Source organism: Candidatus Pelagibacter sp. HIMB1505 (assembly GCF_052047915.1).
Taxonomy (GTDB): domain Bacteria; phylum Pseudomonadota; class Alphaproteobacteria; order Pelagibacterales; family Pelagibacteraceae; genus Pelagibacter; species Pelagibacter communis_A.
On the sequence record NZ_JBNAIR010000001.1, the window covers coordinates 750,708 to 771,917 of the forward strand.

Annotated in this window: 13 protein-coding genes; 6 read left to right on the plus strand and 7 right to left on the minus strand. The window is 32.1% G+C overall.

The window, feature by feature from the left end; translation table 11 throughout:
- The first annotated feature begins 2 nt into the window (after window positions 1–2).
- From ACTTAU_RS03960 to ACTTAU_RS03980, 5 genes are read left to right on the plus strand one after another with little or no spacing between them, the layout of a single operon-like run.
- A complete protein-coding gene (locus ACTTAU_RS03960; RefSeq protein WP_085114528.1) occupies window positions 3–1,292 on the plus strand; it encodes a type II secretion system F family protein in 1,290 nt (429 codons plus the stop codon).
- Window positions 1,293–1,298: 6 nt separating this feature from the next.
- A complete protein-coding gene (locus tag ACTTAU_RS03965) occupies window positions 1,299–1,874 on the plus strand; it encodes a pilus assembly FimT family protein (RefSeq protein ID WP_085114527.1) in 576 nt (191 codons plus the stop codon).
- Window positions 1,874–2,689 (plus strand): type IV pilus modification PilV family protein, encoded by an 816-nt coding sequence (locus ACTTAU_RS03970; RefSeq protein WP_438305349.1) that lies wholly within the window; start codon window positions 1,874–1,876, stop codon window positions 2,687–2,689. The genes ACTTAU_RS03965 and ACTTAU_RS03970 overlap by 1 nt, the downstream gene beginning before the upstream one ends.
- Before the next feature lies 1 nt (window position 2,690).
- Window positions 2,691–6,365: a PilW family protein gene (locus ACTTAU_RS03975; RefSeq protein ID WP_438305348.1), complete on the plus strand. Its 3,675-nt coding sequence runs from the start codon at window positions 2,691–2,693 to the stop codon at window positions 6,363–6,365.
- A 2-nt stretch (window positions 6,366–6,367) separates the two neighbouring features.
- Entirely contained in the window at window positions 6,368–12,073 is a 5,706-nt protein-coding gene (locus ACTTAU_RS03980) for a LamG-like jellyroll fold domain-containing protein (protein ID WP_438305346.1), read from the plus strand.
- A gap of 12 nt (window positions 12,074–12,085) precedes the next feature.
- Here ACTTAU_RS03980 and ACTTAU_RS03985 read toward each other — a convergent pair whose 3' ends face one another.
- The 6 genes from ACTTAU_RS03985 to ACTTAU_RS04010 are packed head-to-tail and all read right to left on the minus strand — an operon-like array spanning window position 12,086 to window position 19,771.
- Window positions 12,086–12,787 (minus strand): hypothetical protein, encoded by a 702-nt coding sequence (locus ACTTAU_RS03985; RefSeq protein ID WP_438305345.1) that lies wholly within the window; start codon window positions 12,785–12,787, stop codon window positions 12,086–12,088.
- Window positions 12,774–15,371: a FecR domain-containing protein gene (locus ACTTAU_RS03990; RefSeq protein ID WP_438305344.1), complete on the minus strand. Its 2,598-nt coding sequence runs from the start codon at window positions 15,369–15,371 to the stop codon at window positions 12,774–12,776. The genes ACTTAU_RS03985 and ACTTAU_RS03990 overlap by 14 nt, the downstream gene beginning before the upstream one ends.
- A gap of 26 nt (window positions 15,372–15,397) precedes the next feature.
- Window positions 15,398–16,792 (minus strand): hypothetical protein, encoded by a 1,395-nt coding sequence (locus ACTTAU_RS03995; protein WP_438305342.1) that lies wholly within the window; start codon window positions 16,790–16,792, stop codon window positions 15,398–15,400.
- Window positions 16,792–18,792: a CHASE2 domain-containing protein gene (locus tag ACTTAU_RS04000; RefSeq protein ID WP_438305340.1), complete on the minus strand. Its 2,001-nt coding sequence runs from the start codon at window positions 18,790–18,792 to the stop codon at window positions 16,792–16,794. Before ACTTAU_RS04000 ends, ACTTAU_RS03995 begins: the two co-directional genes overlap by 1 nt.
- A gap of 9 nt (window positions 18,793–18,801) precedes the next feature.
- The gene (locus ACTTAU_RS04005) at window positions 18,802–19,350 is read right to left on the minus strand and encodes an invasion associated locus B family protein (RefSeq protein WP_438305337.1); all 549 of its coding nucleotides are present in this window, start codon (window positions 19,348–19,350) and stop codon (window positions 18,802–18,804) included.
- A 40-nt stretch (window positions 19,351–19,390) separates the two neighbouring features.
- A complete protein-coding gene (locus tag ACTTAU_RS04010) occupies window positions 19,391–19,771 on the minus strand; it encodes a MarR family transcriptional regulator (protein WP_085114518.1) in 381 nt (126 codons plus the stop codon).
- Between the two features lie 81 nt (window positions 19,772–19,852).
- On the opposite strand from ACTTAU_RS04010, the gene ACTTAU_RS04015 reads away from it, so the two are divergent.
- Window positions 19,853–20,800: a LysR family transcriptional regulator gene (locus tag ACTTAU_RS04015; protein ID WP_438305335.1), complete on the plus strand. Its 948-nt coding sequence runs from the start codon at window positions 19,853–19,855 to the stop codon at window positions 20,798–20,800.
- A gap of 50 nt (window positions 20,801–20,850) precedes the next feature.
- On the opposite strand, the gene ACTTAU_RS04020 is transcribed toward ACTTAU_RS04015, so the two are convergent.
- On the minus strand, window positions 20,851–21,135 hold the full coding sequence (locus ACTTAU_RS04020; RefSeq protein WP_438305334.1) for a hypothetical protein: 285 nt from the start codon (window positions 21,133–21,135) through the stop codon (window positions 20,851–20,853).
- Window positions 21,136–21,210: the final 75 nt, after the last annotated feature.

The following is a 21,210-nucleotide window of genomic DNA, read 5'->3' on the forward strand; positions in this document are numbered from 1 at the left end:
CTATGGCATCATTTCAATACGCAGGTGTTCAAGCAGGAAAAAAAATAACGGGAATTATTTCTGCTTCTAATCCTCAAGCTGCTGCAGTTGAACTTAGAAAAAAGAAAATAATTGTTACTTCAATTAAAAAAGGGAATGGTAAATCAGAAACTAAAGGCCCACCATCTTTAGATGACATTCCATTAAGTAATGCACCAATTATAATTGCTAAAGGCAATATTTATTTGAATTTTGGCCCTTGGGCAAAAGTTCCTCCAAAAGAACTATTACAATTTACAAAAAAAGTATCCACCATGATCAAGGCTGGCTTGCCAATTTTAGAGTCTATTATGATGATCAGGGATCAAACAGTACATATGAAAATGAAAATGACAGCTCATTCGATTGTTAAAGATCTAAATGGAGGTATGAATTTAACAGATGCATTTGCAAAGCATCCAACTATTTTTGATAACATTTATTTAAATATGATTTCAGCTGGTGAAGCCAGTGGTAAATTAGATGAGTTTTTAATTAAGCTTGTAGAACTATTAGAAAAAAATGCCAAAATAAGACAAGGAATTAAAAGTGCATTATTTTATCCGGTAATGCTTTTAACGGTTGCAACAGTTATTACAATTTTCATGTTATGGAAAGTGGTGCCGGTATTTGAGAAGATGTATGGCGCTATGGGCGTGAAACTTCCTGCAGCTACTTTAGTGATTGTCAATGCTAGCCAATTTATAGCTAATCCAACAAACATTATGAAGATTGTTGGGACAATTATCATCATCAGAGTTTTATATAATTTTATGTACAAAAATATTGAAGGTTTCAGACATGTAATGCATAAAAGATTTTTAAAGTTTCCATTGTTTGGAGATTTAATTGTAAAGGCCACTGTATCAAGAATGTGTATGATTATGGCCAATTTAACCAGAGCTGGTGTAAGCATTATCGATACAATTAAAATATCAAAGTCTGTTACAACCAACCTTGTCTTTATATATGCATTGGAGAGAATTGGTAAACAGATTGTAACCGGTCAAACTTTATCGGCCTTACTTCAAAAAGAAGAACATATATTTCCACCTGCACTTGCTCAATTGACAGCTGTTGGTGAGCGTACAGGTAATATGGAAGAAATGTTTCAATCGATTGCAAATTATTATGAGGAAGAATTTGATGGTGTAGTTGCTGCTTTATCTTCAATTATAGAACCACTCATGATCGTGATCATTGGAGCAATCATTGGTGTTCTTATGATAGCTTTATACATGCCAATCTTCAGTATTGGTCAAGCAGTAGGATAAGTTTCAATGAGAAATAAAGAAAAAGGCTTTAGTCTTTTAGAATTGATGACCACTATAGCAATTGTAGCTATTATTGGTGCTGTTGGTTTTCCAGCAATAGACAACTTCGGTGATCAAGAAAATTATGAAAATGATCTTGCAACCATACGAGGTCAAATAAATTATGTCAGACAACTCTCTTTAGAAGATGGAAACGCTTATACAATAAGAATTATCAATGATACTTCTAATAATACAGCTGATCTAGAAGTTTGGCAGGCTCAAGGATTAAATAGATATAATGTAGAGTATCATAAATCGACATCCACAAAGTGTTCAGACTTTGATGGTACCGATGATAAAGGAACAAAAATTGCAAGTTTAACAAAAAAACTTCAGCATATGACAATCAAAAGATGTTCTTCAACAACAGGAAATTGCACAGCAGTTTCAGCTGCAAATAATTTTTTTTGTTTTTTACCTGATGGGTCTGCACCTGAAAATGCAAGGGGCGAGATGCAATCTTCTGATAATGCAGGATCTAAAAAAGAATATTTGCATACCTATCAAACAGGCTTTTTTAATAACGGAACAAGAATGTAATGAATTTGAAATTTAGATTACAAAAAGGGGTTTCTTTGGTTGAAGGAATGACTGCTGCTGGTGTTCTAGGTTTAGCGGTTACTGTGTTTATGACACTTCAATCTTATCAAGAAAGAGACTTTGCTAATCTTAGAAAATTTGACAAAGCAGCTTATGCAGTTGAATTGATGTTTGAAGAACTTGCTGCTGTTTATAATCCTGTTGCAGCTCAATATGGAAATCCAAGAGTATTCGAAGATACTTCAGCTGGTGCATCTTTAAAGGTTAAAGGACTAGCTCAATTGCCAGGCGATGGTGATCAAATAATTATTGAAGGAGTGGGAGGTAGATACGAAATAACAGCTTCAACAGCTTTTGATAGTGATAATAATACCACATTATCTCTAGAAAGATCTGACGTGCCTGATGACACTCCAAATAAAAATATGGCATCGGATGCAACTTTAAATGCACCCATCACTTTTATCTCAAATTCTGAAGGAAGTCTGGATCCATATGATGATTTAGATATGACTAAATTTGAAGACACTACCTATAAAGCTAGTATTACTAATCAAAAAGTTTTAACAGATTTAGATAATTGGGGAACGTTGTTAAAAAAACATCTAGGTCCGGCAAGAGATGGAGACAAACGATTATTAGAAATTGAAGATATCGAGAAAGATGTTCCAGTAGATAAAGATAACGACGGTGTCACTGATCAGGTAGATGGTGAAGATGTTTATGAAACAGTTAAAAAAAAACAAGTCACTATAATTATTAAACAAGATAAGATTGAAGAAAAATTTAGAAGATTATTCTTAGCAGGCACTTAATATGAATTTAAAAAAATTTATAACTCAAAAAGGATTATCATTAACAGAAGCATTAGTTGCGGTTGTTGTTTCAACAATTGTTATGGGTGCAACTTATACAATTTACAGTAATTTTCAGGGAACGTTTGTTAGACAAATTAATCACAACAACATGAAACAAGAAGCAAGATTTGCCCTTCATGTTTTGCAGCATGACAGTAAAATGGCAGGCTATAAACACCCTGATAGTACTGATGGTGAAGTTCAAGAGCCTGTTAAAGTATTAAATGATGATGGCACAGAAGTAGCTGATGACACTGAGTATGGAGAAGCAGTTTCCTTTTGTTTTGACACAGAGGATGATGATGGAAATATTCAAAGGAAATTAATTAAGTATGAGTTGCAAGTTCCCTATTCGCCATTAACAGACAAAACTGTTTTAAAGAAAAAGGTATGGAATACTAACAATTGTGATGAAACAGATAGTGGAACCACAGTTGATTTGGATTGGATGCCAGTTGCTCAATTTTTCAATACATTAGGTATTAGACTTCGAAGCAAACATATCGATTTTGAAATCCAACTACAATCTAAGGACGGAAAAGTATCGGAGACCTATTCTGCTTCAGCTTACATGCGAAACTTGAATTTTGGAGGAACCACATATTATGTTTATAATGAGGAAGATTTACATGAAAACAGAACCCCTGTAATTCCTTTTACTGGAAGTTTGAAAGTTCAGTGTGCCAACAATTTAACAAGAGATATTCAGCTAGCAAATTTTGTAACAGATGATGACATTATTATTCTTCATCAAGGGGAAAAAGTTGGAACATCTGATTTAAATAGAACGTTTGAAGAAATAAGATTTTCATCTGAAAAACCTCCAGCCATTACAGGAATACCAAGTGTTAGTCACGATGAGATGAGATTGAAGTTAGAGACAGTATCATCAGATACAACAATACCGCCAGGTTTAACTGCCACTTCAGGTTATGATGATAACAATGATAATAACTCAGCTGATGCAGGTGAGTGGAATGGAAGTTTAGTTTTATCAGGCACTTTGAATAATTCTGATAGTAGTTACACTTTTAATGCAGATGGCTATCAAGATTTTAATATTCGACTTAAAGCAAATCTAGATACCAATTGTGATAGTGAAGGCTGGGACGACCAAAATGAAGCTTACAAAGATTATACAGTAAGAGTAATGAAATTTAGTGCCCCACAGTTTTCTGATGTTAATTTGCATACTTGGGAACCTAAAGGTTTTTCATATGGAGATCAAAACTATGAGAGTAGAGGAACAGCAAGCCAGTTTGGTGGACCTGATTATGATTTAACAGATGATGGTAGATCATTTTATATACAGCAAAATTTAGCCTCACCAACATTTTTAGTTTCTGACGAAGAGTACGACTCATTTGTTTTAAAAGGAATGATTTGCTCTGGAGGTTTTCCAGATTGTAACCCTCAAATGTCAACTTGGATGGATGATGACATGCTTGGTTTTGCAGCAGGCTATCAAAGACCAAGTGTCGTTCAAAAAAAATGGCCTGATGGAAAAATAAGAGCTTGTGCAGGAATAGATTATGAAAATTTAGATGGCACAAGTGATTTTAGTTCAACAAATTTGAGAAATTCATTAAGCGGAGTGGACAGAACTGAATGGGATGGCTTAACCGATGCTGAAAAAAATGAATGGTGGGGTGAAGCTGCTGATATGACTTATGATATGTATTTATGGTCTTGGTGGGGAGCAAGAGGAAATCAATCTGCAATTCATCTTCATCATTTTAAAGGATATGAGTTTGAACATACAAGAAATTGCGGAAGAACAGAAGGTTCGTATCTATCTCATGCAAATATGAGTCATTTAACTGGCTGGTCTACACCAAGCTCTTCTCAATTTATGAATTATAATACTTTGGGCTATGACAGATTATTTGCAAGATTTGATGATACAAGAGACACAACTACAGGTACAAGAAACTGTAGCAATAGAGGAAATTCTTTTTCAAGAATAAGCTACAACCCTGGTGCAACCCACGAATGGAACTGCGGTAATGGAAAAAATACTGGCGTTAAAAATACTGTTACTTTGACCTATCATCCAAATAAATTTAGAGCAAATATTGAAAATAAACCTCATGTTGCAAATAGTTTAAGCCAACGTTTTACAGCTTTTGATTATAGGTTTAACACCTCTGGTACTTTAAACGACCACACTAATTCAACTTTTCCTTTTACAGAAAATACCTCTGGTACAGAGGTTTCATTACCTGAAAGATCACAAGATACAGACGAATTAAAATCTACAATGTTTCAAAGATTTCAACGTGGCTCAGTTGCCATAGTTTCGTTTTCTCAGCCAGATAATCGATACTCTAATATTCAAATTGCAAGGCTGCCTAGATATGTTCCAACAAAAACTGCAACTAATAAACCAATGCCTAAAGCTCAAAATCTTTATTATTACATGGATGAAGATTATTACACCGTAAATAGAATTTATGGACTTTTGAGTAAATCATACGATCCTCAAGGAGAACATCTAGAAGTTTTAGTAGAGTCTAACTCTGATACCAATAATTGTGCTCAAATTGGAAGTGTTGCTAACGATTTAGCAGAAACTGGAACCGTAAAAACACAATCTGTTGATGGATCAACAAGAACAATGAATTGTAGATTAAGTGGAACTTGGCGGGCAACTACAGCTGTTTGGGCAAATAATACTGAATTACCTAATATCGGTGAAATGTATGATACAATGAACAAATCAAGTTACAGTGGAGCTCGAGCATCCGTTACCACAGAAGCGGGTGGAACAATTTTTGTTTTTGCTGATGGATCTTTTAGATACGAGACGTTACCAACAGGTTTTGATGACGGTGAACCTCATCAAGATTCTTTTTATTATGCAGTTCAAACTCAAGATACAGACAATGATCGAATATCAGATATTAAGAAAGTCTACATTGGATTTAACATAGGTAACACCACCCCAACCGGCGTGTCTTTTAAAGAAGAGGATGGAACAGCTATCACTAATAACACAGATTTTGATATGGCAGAGGACGTTGATAAAGATTTTGTAATTGGAGAAATTTTTGCAAATAGCACACAAGAACCTGATACCCATGATTTTGTCAGATTTAATTTAGGAGAAGTGCCAGAAATGGATGCTGACAGTGATGTTGATCATGGATCAAGATTTAGAATAGATCAAAAGGATGATAAGTTTTATCTAGTGCTCAATGATGACTCAGATATCAGATGGGCAAATCTACCAAGTAATAAAAAGTATTTTTCGGTTAGAATCATTGCAACTGATTTAAGAGGAAATCAATTAGCAACTACTGAAAAAGTTTACGTTGATAGAGTTGATTGCTCAGAAACAGCAATGGAAAATATTCAAATTTATAAAACAAAAGCTGCGATGACTATTGAAGGCTACATTCAAGGGAAAGGTGGAGAAAAAGTATTTAGACGACAAACAGTACCTTTTACTAGTAGTTTAGATGAAGCAGTTATTACTTTTGATTTTCCTGAAAGAAATGTACAGCCTTCAGTTAAAATATCTGAACAAACTGTGACTGTTGATGGGGAAGACGTAATAATAGGAATGTTATCAAATCGTTGCAAAGATACTCATAACTTTATTGATCGACAACAATTATGGAGTGATTCATAATTATGAAAAATCATAATAAACAAAAAGGATTTGTTCTTGTTTTTGTAATAGCTGTTGTGTCTGCTTTATCAATTATGACAGGAGCAATGTTTTTTTATTATGATAACGATTTAAAAAGTGTTTCAAGAAATTCTGTGATGCAACAAGTTAACCTTGCTGCTGAAACAGGACTTCAAGAGGGACAAAAATGGATCTCAGATCAATTAAATTCAAATAGTTTTTCTCTAGTAGATATTCAAAACACTTTAAGTGTAGAAGACTCAGACAACAAATGTTTAAATAGACATGGTTTTACAAATTCTAGTGAAGATGTTTATTATGCCAAAAGAATATTTGCCAATCTTGGAACTGATGACAAAAAATTTGAAGACATGTCATATGAAGTCTATGTTCAAAGACATGCAGATATAGTTCGATCAATATATTTTTCAGCAGAAGGTTCTTCAGGAGATAGCGATCGCGACACCACTTACACAGACCGTTCATTTGCATTAGTAGAACAATTTAAAGATTTTCCAACTGAACAATTTACGATTGAGATGTGGATTAAAAATATGCAAACCACATCCACATATAATATGCATGCATTTGAATGGGGGAGAGAGTGGGATTTAGTCTTTAAAGTTTTAAACGATGAGTGGTCACCAAGGTTAGGTGAAGTAAGATTAGATAATCAAGGTGATGTTGGAACCCCTGTGAAAGATGAGTGGGTTCATATCGCTTGGGTTTGGGATGGAGGTGATCCTGATAGTACGGATACTGGCAATGTTAGGATTTATCAAAATGGATCTTTAGTGGGAACTTTTAATGCAGACATTGGAAAAAGAAGTAAATCGGGTTATGAAAATCCTCCAGAAACATTACCTGAAATGGACGTTTGGCCACTTGCTATAGGTGAGGGTCTACATGGTTTTTCACCTAGCAGTTACCTGTCTGGTGCTCCTGTAATTCAAAGTGTTCCTTGGCTAGGAAATATTTCTGAAATGAGAATTTGGAATATTTCAAGATCTGAAACAGATATTGCAAATAACAACAGAAGAAGACTGACAGGTTCTGAACCAGGACTTGTCTCTTATTATAAATTTAATGAAGGTTCTGGTAATACTGCGGTTGATTATAATACCTCAAGAGGATCAGATAGAACTAATGATGCAACAATTTATGGAATAGGTAATAAAGGAACTTTATGGCAAACAGAAATTGTTAAATATCCAGTAATCTCTACGACTGATGATGCACCAGCGATTAATGTTCCACCGGGAGAAGATGTTGTTTATTATAAAATTTTGTCGTGTGGAAATGGTCCTCAAGGTCAAATTGTTCCTTTAGAATTAATCGTTTCAGCACCTGTTCAAAAAGGAGATGTTGGAGATGGTAAAATTGCACTTACTTCAGAGGATTTAGACAACTTAACTGGACAAGAAGGTACTCCATTAAAAACACCATTAAGCAATTATATTGCGCAACAAGGCGTAGCAGGAGATATTAAAATTCAAACTAAAGATAATACAAACACAAACTTTTATGTATTTAAAAGATCCATGGAACAATGCAGTAACTCAACTAGCTTTGCTGATTTCAGTGCCGCTTCATCTTATGATGAAGGGGACTGTGCAGAGTTTGAAGATAAATTATATTATCTTGAAAAGGATGATGGAAAATCAGCTAGTGAAGATTTTATTGAAGATGATTGGTCCGAAGTATTAGGCAGTGATTGTGATGGTGTTCAGTTTACTTCATCTTTAAATGATAATAGTTATGGGCATTATTATAAATATTTTTCAACTGCTCCAAATGTAACCTCAGACCTTGGTTACAACGGTGACTCTATAGATTGGTGGGAAGCAAAAAGAAGAGCAGAGCAATCTACTTGTGGCGGTATGCGTGGTTATTTAGTATCAATTGAAAGTGCAGCTGAAAATGAGTTTATTAAAGACTCTGTATTGTGTGACAGTAGTACAGAAAGTGGTTGTTCAGGAATTACACCTTTCCATGTAGCTGCAGGAGAAACTAGAGCTGAGTATTATGGATCAAGGTTAGATGATCAAAATGATATGCATTTTGTCTGGTTATCAAACTCAGATTGGAGAAATCCAACAGCAAATGCAACAAATATGCAGTCAGAATCCGGTCCTTTAATGGGTATGAGAGTAGCTTTTGAAAACTGGCAGATACCAGGAGGTGCCAATCAAGAACCAAATAATGTTAATGAACCATATGCAGATATGGAACTTAATAGGAGTGATAGCGGAAGACAAGATGGTGGATGGAATGATTTAAGAAGAATCCCTAATTGTAATGGTAGTGGGCTAGATTGCATTACTGGTTATGTTGTTGAATATGGCGGATTTGATCATTTTAATTTGGAGCATGATATTAATCAAGATGGTGACACTGATGATGCAGATGAGATTGATATTAGTGATCGTAATTTCTGTGTTGCAAGAGCAACTATCGAAGCAGATACATATGTGGCTCCTATTGATGGAAATACAGATGGAGACTTATTAGACCTTGATGCAGATACAAACCCAGACGTTATTGAAGATTATTTAAAACTCGACACAACAGCTGAAGACTATCCATCAGCTATAACAGGAGATACTTCTTCATCTTCAGTTGATCACGATACCAGTGATGATTATCCAGGATGGAACGCTTATACAGGTGTTTTAACTATGGTTCATTCTGGTAAACCAGATGATTGGAGTTCTACAACAACATATTCTGCTAATGATTTTGTGTGGTTTAATAATAGAGTTTGGCAAAATACATCAGGAGGAACAATCACGGGTGGTTCTTCTTTAGATTTAACTCAAACTCCAACGATTAATAATCCACATAATTGGACCATGATTGAAGGAAATGAATCTGATGCACCTTGTGCTGATGTTGATGTTTGGACGCAAGCTTTCGAATCTATAAAATACTACAACTCAAAAGAAGTAGATGCTGAAGACGGAGAAAATCCATTTGCTTATGAAGGAACAGATGGCACAGATGGTACAGAAGGTGAGTCTGAAGAAACAACTACAGCCTCGCTTGGAGAAAGAACAATATTATTTTCTCTAGGTCCTCTTCATGTTGAAGAACATCGAGATGGATATAATCATTTTTATGAATTTTATGAATTTCCTGCAAGACCAGCTGGAACTGCTAACGCAAGCCAAAATTTATATAACAATAAAAATAGAAGAATGAATGAAGCATTCTCTTTATCTAGACAATTAGATTATTTTGGAAAAAGTGGATACCTCGCAACAATCACTAGTGAGTCTGAAAATGATATCATTACCACTAAAGCAGTTGGTAATGGGTGGATGGGAGGACTAGCAATGTCAGATAATGCAAACACTACAGCTAATTTGAATAAATGTGGTGGGTTCCGACAAAGATCAAATAGAGCTCAAGCTACTGACGATTTTCAAGCGTTAAGAGATTTTGAAAACATACCTTTTTATCGAAATGGTGAAACGTATAGTGCTAATACAAGATATATAAGAAATATTGTTGAAAAATATCAAACAACAACGGCTTATACTATTTCTTCAATTTCAAAAGCTAATCCGGCATTAATTACAACAAGTTCAGCACATGGACTTACCAGTGATGATATCATTAAAATTGCAGATGACAGTACTGCCAATCAAATGAATGTTGATGGTATGACACAACTTGCAACAGGATTTTATAGAGTAAGAGTTGTCTCTAATACAACTTTTAGATTAGTTGATTTAGATACTAGAGAAAATATAAATTCAACATCATGGTCTGATTACACAGCAAATTCGGCTCGAATGTGGAGATTAGAGGGATATCAAAATGAATATTACAGAAAAGGATCTACATCCTTAACAGCTTCTAATGCAAATCCACAATCTCAATCTGGTTTGACTTTGTTTTATAAAGATCCAAAAATAGCTTTATCTTCTAATGCAGCTATTACAGGTAATAATACAAAAAGATATTTTACAGATTCATTCACTAATGTAGATGACACCGTAGGCAGCACGGAATGTCCTGTATGGAGATGGATGACAGGTCCTGAAGGAATGCTTTGGAATGGGAGAGGTCTTGCTTTTGCTCCAACTCGAACAGCTTCTGGAACACCATCTGCAAATAATGGAACATGGGAAAGGGGTGTTACAGCTGGCTCAAATGACCCTCAAGGTCAACAAATTGGTGAAGTATTTGTTGATGGTATGCCATTTAGAAATTGGAATGGAACTGGAGAGCCAAATAATGTTGCAGAAACAGAGCATGGTATCCATTTGTTAGGTACTCATTTTTCAGATGATGCTGAACTGACATGGAATGATTTACACAATTGGAGTGCAAGTTACTCAAATAACTTTAATTATTCTATTAGAGGAGTGGTTCTTGAATATGGTGGTATGGAAAATGATGAAGACCCAAATATTAGAATTGCAATTAAAAGAGTAATTAAATTGTATGATAGAAGAGTAACCAAAGCAATTGTAAGAATAAAATCTGGAGCTGAAACTGGTGACAAGCTTGTGGCAGGTACTGATGAATTAAATGCAGTTAGCATAACTGCTTCTGGAAACGAAAGTAGCGAAGTAACATTATCTGGAGATGCAACTTGTAAAAATTATGTTGATTTAATTAAATCCATGTATTTTGAACATAATGCATCTGCTGATGGAACAAGAGAAATAGAAGTATTGTTAGGGGATGTTCAAAAACCAACTGGTGCCGAACATTATTACCAGTTAAAAGAAACTCAATTAAGTTACAATCAAGCAAACTTTCAAGCAAGTTATCAAAATCTTTGTGGTATTCAAGGATACTTGGCAAATGTAACTACATCTGCTGATCTTGATGCTTTAGAAGAGCTTGGAGTAACAAATAATAAACAAGTTTGGGTTAATGGTACTGATGAGTGTCAAGGTGGAATTTTTAGATCTGGATTTTGGAGATATACATCTGGACCTTGGCAGGATAAGGAATTTTGGCGAGTTAGACTAAATGTACCTGTGGGCACTAATCAAGAAGTGATTGATAATATAGAAAATCAGGCAAGTTGTAATTTCTCTACAACAAGAACTAACCAAGCAAGTGTAAGGGTTGGACCTTTTGAAAGTTCAAATTGGATCAGTTCTCATCCAGCTGCAAATACAAATGATTATCTTGTTTTTCAACAAACCAATGCAGCGTCAACCACTGGAATTTTAACAAGAGGTGGAATGGCTAGTTCTGATGTGGAAGGATTTGTGACAAGATATGGAGGAAGTGTTGGTGATTTTACAGGCGCCGACATTGAGGAGGAAGATAATGATATCAATGTTCTATTAGGTCCAATTAGAGCAGAAATTTCTTTCTTCAATGATGGTAGTGACAACAGTATATTCATAAGTGACGAGGATACTGTTAAAGTTGATACATCAGGAGATAGAGCATTATCCACAGGTTGGTCTAAAGCAGCAGATTTTGTTGCATCAAGCAATACTCCAATGAGAATTACTTCACCAGCAGGGCAGGTTGTAACTATTCAGCAATGGAGAGATGAACTTCAAAAAGTTTATTATGAAAATATTGATACAAGTGACTTTACACCAGGAAACCGAAAAATTAAAATTGAACTTGTTTATGGTGATACAAATTTAAATCAGGAAATTGGTATAGTAAAAGCTATCGGTAGTAGAAATGCTGTAACCGTAACTCCAATCTCGTGGAATAACAGATAGTATTTAAAGGTTTTATTTTGAAAATTTTTTGAATTCTTCAATAATCATTTTTAAAAATTCTTCAGAGGATAATTTGTTTAATAGGTTTCCTTTTGTTAATTGACTTAGAAAACTTTGAGATTGCAGTAAACCTTGTAATTGACTTATATCAATATCTGATTGATTATTGTTTTCCTGCAAAGAGGATATAAATTGATTTAAATTTGATTTATCAATTTCTTTTCCTGATTTAAGTTGATCTAAAATTTTTTTTATTTGTTCATTATTTGATAAATCATTTTTTTCATTTTCTACCAGTTCTACTGACACTGCTTCAGATTTGATTAATTTTGGATAAGAACAATTTATATTAATTCCTGTAAGCTCACCACTTACCAAGTCAAATTGTGTATTTGTATAATTTTTTTTCAGATAAGAATAACCAGGTTTAAATTCCAATTTGAAAAACTTATCTTCAGCATTAAATAAGAATTTCTTTTCATCAAGGATATTTGAAATTTTAATTTTGTATTTAGCATTTTTTTTATTTATTTGATTGATAACAATGTTTCCTCTTTTGAATGAAAAAACAAAAGATAATGATTTAACATTATTTTTTCTTTCAACAGTTTTACAATTAGTTTGATAAATGTTTGCTGATGAGGAGTTAATTACTAAATATAAAAAAAAAATAGAAGAAAAAAAAATTTTAATTAATTTTTTAATCTCTACCATTCGATGCAGTTCCAGAAACTATATTTGTATCAGAACCATCAACAGTTTGGACTGTTAAGGTTGTATCTACAGTATCAGCAAAAGATCTTCCTGATTGGTTTTGAAAATTAGATTCAACAGTTACAAAATAATTATTAGTTCCTCCAGCATTATCGTCATATCCGCTTGATGGGACAGTTGTTGAAATATCACCCGTTGCTGAACTTGCAACATCAGTGACTGTTCCACTACTATTTACAGAAAAAGATGATGCAGGTGTAACATTTCCTGATGCACTGGTATAATCTACGTCTTTAGATATAGTAAAAGATCTTGAAGCAGCGCGACCAATTTGAACTTTAGCGGTTATCCCTTGATTGATTGTCCTGTTACTAAAGTCAATTGTATGAGTAGGGGTAAATGTTCCTGCTAAATCTCCAACACTATCTACAGCACTATTTGCATTAGATCCTGCAGAGTCTACAAATAAATTAGTACTTGTACCTGTATATGTGTCTGTACCAGTTGATCTTGTATTAAGATCTGCATAAGAAGTTGTGCCTACAGTATAACTATCAGCCTCTTCTTTTATATAATATAATTCTCCAAGTCTTTCTTCGCCGTATAAAGCTATTAAATATTCATCTAAATATGCGTCAAATTTTGGATCTTCAATTTTAACTTCTTCTCTTGAGTTATCAGTAACAATACTTTCAGCACCCAATTCAATCACATCTGTTTTAACTTCAGCTAATGCTATTTCTTCATATGCTTTATCAACCTCAGAATAAATTTCATCTAGCTGCTTATCAATATCGTTATAAAGTTGATTTATTTCCTCTTCACTAGCACCCGCTTGTATAGCTTCATCAACTCTAGAATATAATAAAGTAGCTTCTTGATCTGCTTGAAGCGCTAGTTCTTCAACTCTTTTTTCAGCCTGGTATAATTCTGGAAATTGTTCAGCAAACTGTTGCTCATATTGATTATCAACCCTTTGCCATTCTAAATCTGCTTCTTCTTTATTAACAAAATTTACACCACCATCAAGTTGAAATATAGGAACTAAACCCTGATTATCTGCTTCTTTCCAATTTTGAGAATATTGATTTGTATCAAAAATAAAACTTTCCTTAGTTTGTAAAAATTCCTCATTTGAAAATACATCTAATTTAAAATCATTACCAAATTGGTTTTGGAAAGCAGCAACTTCAAAAGCTTGAGCTGCTTCATTAGCTTCAAACATCACTTTGTCCATTTCAAATACAATCTCATCTAACTCTTGTGAAGAAGCTCCTGTTTCAAGTAATGTTTCAAATCTTTGATTTAAAGCTTCCATTTGAGGATCAATTTCTTGTTCAAAGAAACGACCCTTTTCTATATCTATCGCAATTGCTTCTTGACCTTTTAAAAAAATTTGCTCAGGTAATGCAGGCTCTCCAAAGTTAAAGTTATCACCAGGTAGTCCAGCAAATTGTGGTCTAAAATCAATATCTCCCATTTCTAAGAACACAACATCACCAGTTTCTTCATTTAGTATTGGTACTTTGATATCATTAAAGCCTGCATTAAATTGATTAAACTCAGTAGGGACAAAATCTACATCTTCAATTCTTGCAGATACCAACATTACTTTCTCAAGTTCGTTTTGAAGCTCGTTTGCAAAAAAAGCATCAGCTTCTGGCGAATTGATATCCACTCCTTCAGGTAATTGATCTTTAACATCATCAGGAATTAGAGCTCTTGGGATTGCATTACCACTATTCAAAAAAGATTTTCCTAGAAGTTGAGCAGTTATACCACCGTCATCTTTTGCAAGCGCAGTCACTAACGTATCTAAGACTAAATCTCCTAGATCTTCGTCTTCATTAAATATTTCTGCTTTAATCAATTCTTTAATTTCTTCTTCATTTTGAGCAAGTTGTGTATCTTCATCTTGCTGATTATTTTCTGTTACTGGTGCGTCAGGTTCTATTTCTAATTCTTGAAATTTTTTTAATTCTGTTTGAGGAACAATAACAGGTTGTCTGGGAGCTGTGTTTTGATTTACCTCTGTAAACAAATAAGGTTTATCTAATAAAACAGTTCCAGCCGCATTAGAAACTTCAACAGCACCCGGTCTTAGTCCTAATGAATTTTTTGGGCCAGGTCCAATTAATAATATTTTACTTTTTGAAGTTTCAGGATCAACTGCTGCTTTAAATTCTGTACCTCTTGTTCCAATTGTACCAGCTGGTGTTTCTACAACTAAATTTTCTGGATTTTTTTCACTTATTTTACCTGTTAGAATTTTTACACTTCCAGATTTGATAGTAGATAATAATTTGCCATCTGTATTTTCTGCATCATAAACAAATTCATCAATAGTTAGCTCAGTATTAGATCCAACCGTCATCACAGTTTGATCAACAAATAGTATTTGAGATTTTCCTCCTTCATTAGTTGTAATAGTGTCTCCAAAGTAAATTGGATCACCTACATTTAGTTTTTTTCCATCTTGATTGAATGCTTCACCAATAACAAATCCGATTATACCTATTTCAGAGGAATAAGAGATGTTTGAAAACAAGATTAAAATGGCTACTATTTTAAGTAAATAATTCATCCTCAAAGTCTTATAATTGTTCCTCATTAATAGTAAATCCTTTTTGTGATACCAAAATTGAAGGTTTCTTTTTCGTAATTGTGTTGAAGTAAGGATCCATCATTTTCAGTTTCTGACCATGACATGTTATAAGTTAATGTGTTTAATTGGTTCATTATATAACTTGGCAATTCTAAAGTAGGCATTGATCTTGCAATTTGTCCCAAACTTCCATTCATTGAAACAGTGTGAGTAGCAGAATCTTCTCTTCTAGTTATTGCTGAACTTACAAAACTATCTCTAGTATCATAATCTTTATCAGATTCAGAATAACTATATGTAAAGTTTCCCCACGGTGTATTTTCAGTATAAGAAATAGAATATGTATGATCATCTAAAGCATTGTGGTTAGCGATTGCATGAGTGTCAGTATAGGTATATTTTAAACTTAATTTGTGTTGAGCTCCTTCACCCATTAACAAATCATATCCAGTTGTAAAACCTTGCTTCCAGGTGTTTTGGTTTCTACGAGTTGCATTTGATGGATTTTGATTTCCTTTGTTAGTTCCTAAAGTAATCCCACCATTAAATCTATGATTTTCATTCAAACTAAAAGTGTTATTAAAACTTAAATTGTTAGCATAAGTATCTGCTGCTCTTCTTGTATTAGTATCAGTGAAAGAGTAGGAAGCACTAAAAGAATTTCTTTCAAAAAATTTACTGTAACTTGATGAAAATGTATTGGTGTCATTTTCGTCTGTTGTTCCTCTATTTTGTTCTGATGAAGATGTTCCAACAGAAAGAGAAATATTTGAAGTATCATTAATTTGATAAATTGCACCAGTAACGGTATTAATAGTTTCTATATTATCTCCCTCAACTCCACTCATCGCAACAATACTTCCACCAGAATATTGAGTCTTGGATGAAGATACATTTCCAATATTTGAGTGTAATGTAGCTTTCCACCCAATATCTTGATAAAAAGTCCATTTATTTTCTTTACTAGCAACTTGAGATCTTTTCTTTTCCTCTTCTTCCACAACTTGCCTTGCTTTTTGACGTGCAATGGTTTTTTCATCATCAATTCTTTTTTTATTGATATCATCAAATACTTGAGCAACTCTAGTTTTAACATCCTCAGTGATTTCATCTGATTGTCTAATCTCTTCAATTAGTCTTAAAACTTTTTCAGTACTATCTGTTTTAACTGCAATAGATAATAAATATAATTTTAAATCAATGTTAGTAGGATAAAGAGCTGTTAGTCTTTCTAAAGTAGCAATTACACTTTTAAATTCACCTAATGCCTCTTGTTCTTTTGCATACTGAAGATTTAACCTTAAGTCAGTTGGATTTTTTAAAATTTCTAAATAAGTTACTTCAGCTTTAACTTGTGTAGATAAAGATAAAACAAAAAGAATTAGGATAAATTTTTTCATCAATTATTGTGGCCCGAAACAACTATACATGTTACATCATCTCTTAACGGTGCATTTCTTTTTGTTAAAATTTTACTGATATGTTCTATTATTTCAGTAGGCTTAATAAATTTGTTATTAATTAATTCTTGCTCTAAACCTTTGACTTGAAGTTCTTCACCATTTTCTAAATATCCCTCAGTAACACCATCAGTATAAATCATTAAGTTTTTGTCTTGAATGTTTACTTTATTAGTTTGAAAGAAACTTTCATCATCCATGCTCATTATTCCAAGCGGCGGTAGGGTAGATTTTAAGTATTCAAATTTATATTCTTTATCGAAGATCATTATTGGCTCATGTCCGAGGTTTATATATTCAATTTCTTTGTTATCTATATTAAATTTTCCTATTACAGCAGTGATAAACATACCTTGATAAGAGTTATTTGCTACTTGGTTATTAACAAATTGGGCAATACTAGAAACTGATTTTTCAAGTTTAGCCATAGATCTAAAAACAGCTGCTGCATTAGCCATTAAGATACCAGCTTTTACACCTTTGCCTGACACATCGGCAAGAGTGAAATAAACCTCATTATTATTAATAGAAATGTAATCATAGTAATCTCCTGATACATCTTTGGCTGGAACATTTTTAGCAAAAATTAAGTCTTTATTGGTAAATTCTTTTGGAAATAATTTTTTCTGAACCTCACCGGCAATTTCTCTTTCTTGTTTTAATACAATTTGTTTTTTTTCATTTTCCAATGCAAGTTCATTTTCTTTTAGATATCTAAAGTAAAGAGTGGTTAAGAATAATATTGAAGAGCTTGAAATAATGTAAAATACATCAACAAAGTAGTTAAATTGATAAACAATCATACTTGCTGCAATTAAGATTAAAACTAATCCACTAAAGAAAATTATACTAAATTTTGGTAAAATTTTATTTGGGATAATCAAAACGAGTATCAAAGAGATAATAAGTAATAAATTTTCTGCAATCGTTGTGTATAAATTCTTAATTATAAAATCATTGTTGACAATGTTTTCAATTAGATGAGCGTGAGTTTGTACACCAGGTATTACATCTCCATTGGGGATTTTAACAAAGTCAAATAAACCTTGAGCTGAACTTCCAATAATTACAATTTTATCTTTTAGTTTGTTTGCATCAACACTCATATTCAAAACATCAACTGCTGGGATATAATTTTTTTTATCAAATTCTTTGTAATTTATATAAACAATTGCATTTGGATCTGGCTCTATTAGATATTTTCTTGTTTTAATTGAATTTATTCCTGTTTCGTCAGAGTTAATTAAAATACTTTTATGTCCATGCAGCGCCCTTAAACTTTCCAAGCTCAGTGCAGGCCAAATATCACCATCAATTTTTAATATAATCGGAACTGATCTTAAAACTGCATCTGGGCTATCAAGGTATGAAATTGTTCCTATGCCAGCTGCAACATCATTAAACTTTTCAAGTGATGTAATTTTATTTTTAAAACTGTAAACATAATTAGATATATCCATTCCTCGAGAAATAATATTTGTTTTTGGTTTTGATGGATTATTCTTATTATAAGTTGACACGTCCCCAAGGACTGCAAGAACAACATTAGATCCCTTGATACTCTCTAATAGTGATTGATCACTGTCAATTACTTGATCACTTTTGATATTAAATTCCTCTAAGATTTTCTTAGGATTTTGTTTATCTTCCTCACTAAAAAAAATATCAAATGCAATAACAGATGCTTGGTATTGATTTAATCGATCAATTAGTTTTGCAAATACGTCTCTTCGCCATGGAAATTGACCTATTTCACCAATACTCTTTTCGTCAATATCAACAATTACAACACCATCGTAATTATCTTTTTTAATAAATAAACTTTGATAAGCATCATAGGCAATATTCTCAACTTTCATGACAAAGTTGCTATCTTGAATTTTAAAAAAAACTAGAAAGATCAATAGAACAATGCCTGTATATTTCTTTACATTGTTCATTTATAAAAATTAACCTTTAGATTTACTTAACTCTTTGTAAGCGTTACTAAAACCTTGTAATGAACTTTTGATAACTAAAGGATCTTTTTGAAATCCATCGATACTTAACTCAAAAAAAGCAGATTTATTCATAGATGCTTTTATTTGATTAAATAAACTTACATTTACATCATCTTTACTATTATTTGTTAAATTTATTATACATCCAAATGCTTCACATTTACTAATTGGTAAATTTACAGCTGTGCCTTCGTGGAACTTAATTTCAACTTTTTTTTGAACGTTTACGCCTAAAGGAGTAATTATATTTAATACTTCTTTAAGTTCATTTTGATCATTAATAAAATTTGAAAAGGCAAAAGAAAATTGGATATTAGTATTATTAATGGTTAATGTTTGAATAATTTCACATTGATTTTTCTTATTTACATTAACACATCGGTATACCCAATCCCTGTACTGCTTTGTAATTGAATTGGGTTCATTTGCTATAGAATTAAAAGAAACATTAGCAAGTACAATCAAGCTTAAAATAAATTTTATTAGTTTTTTAGACATTATGATTTAGATTTATTCACTTACATTAATTAGCAGGTACTTATGCTAAATTAGACATTTTTTTATGAAATAAAACACTTTTTTCAAATGTAGGTTTTCTGTATTTTTGAGTAACGTACAATTTACCATCAACACGCATCACATAATCTAATTCAATCAGCTCATTAACTTTTCTTCTAACAGTTTCTCTTGGTAAATTTAGACCTCTTGTTACTGCATTAATGTTACTGCCTAATGCGTGAGCAATAAAAGTTTCATTATCACAGATTAAATCTTCATCTTTCCAGGTCTTTAAATTGATATGATAAATAATTTTTAAAATTTGAGCATAATAGGGTCTACTGCCATACAGGTGTATTTCATCTGCGTAAATTGCAGTGATTAATTTTTCTACCTCAATAATCTTTTTAACAGAATCCATAATTTGAGTATCCTCATAATGGGTTTAATGTATAATAAAATTATTATATATAATTACTTTAAATATAAAAAAATTATATACATGATTAATAAACATGAGTTTTTAAACCCTAAATTCCTAAATTATTTTTTAGTTGTTGCAGACAAGGGAAGTATTTTGGCTGCCAGTAAAGATTTAAGAATTAGTCAGCCATCAATTACAAGAAGTATCAAAATTATAGAGTTTAATCTCAAGAAAAAAATATTCTTAAGAGGGAAAAAGGGGATACAACTTACAGAGGAAGGACAAATCCTATACGCTTTTGCAAAAAAAAGAGAAATTGAAAATCAAAAAATTGTTACAAACATAAAAAGCAACACACTTTTAAATCAAGATAAAGTTAAAAATCAAATTACAATTGGTTTTCCATCTACACTATCTACTTTACATAAAGATCATTTTATATGGTTTATGAAAGATTATTTTAAAGACAAAAGATTAAAAGTAGTCGAGACTAATTCTTTTGATTTGATAAAGCTAATTAAGAATAACAAAATTAATTATGCAATTTCAAGTTTACCTCAAGAAGAAGAAAATATTATTAAAGATTTTTTATTTGATGATATTTTTTGTGTAGCATTTGCAAAAGGACATAAATTTGAAAAATCAAAAAAAATAAAATTAAAAGATGTGCAAAGTGAATCTAATTATGTTTTTAGAGACTCATGTGAATTCTTATATTACAAAATTAAAGATGAAAAAAATGAAATTATTAATAAACAAGAATTTAATAACTTAATTGATATTAGGAAAAAAAATAGAGGCCATTCAGATATAATCTATACTGAAAATGAAAATACTTCTTCAACTTGTATTAAACAAGGATTAGGGGTTGGTATAATTCCAGAAAGCATTGCTCAGAATAATGCTCTTATTTATAAACCTATTGATGAGCCAAAAATTTCAAGACAGATTTATTTAATTAGAAATAAAAATATGTCTTTATTTGATATTAATCTTAACACTTTAAAGAAAATTCTTTCATTATAATTTGAACGAATTTATGAAAATAATTTTCTAAATTAAAGCGAGACTTTATATTAATTTATAAAATAAGTTGAAAATACCAAAAGAACTGCTGATCCAAAAATTATATATTTAATTTTTTTACTTTTTTCATTTTCAATAATTTTTTGTTCAGTTAATTTTTCAAATAAAACTTTACTTGAAGATGGATCTTTTTTTTCTTTAACTGAATTTAAAATATCATTTTTAAAAAGTTTATTTTTTTTATTATCTAAAGATTGCTGCTGAATAGCTTTGTAGATATTTGATTTTAATTTATGTGAGGGATTATAAATTTCATCTAAATCTATTTTTGACATATTGAACTTATCTTACATAACTTGAAAATAATAAAGGTATTTAGGCACTAATTTGAGCACTCATTATGGGTATAC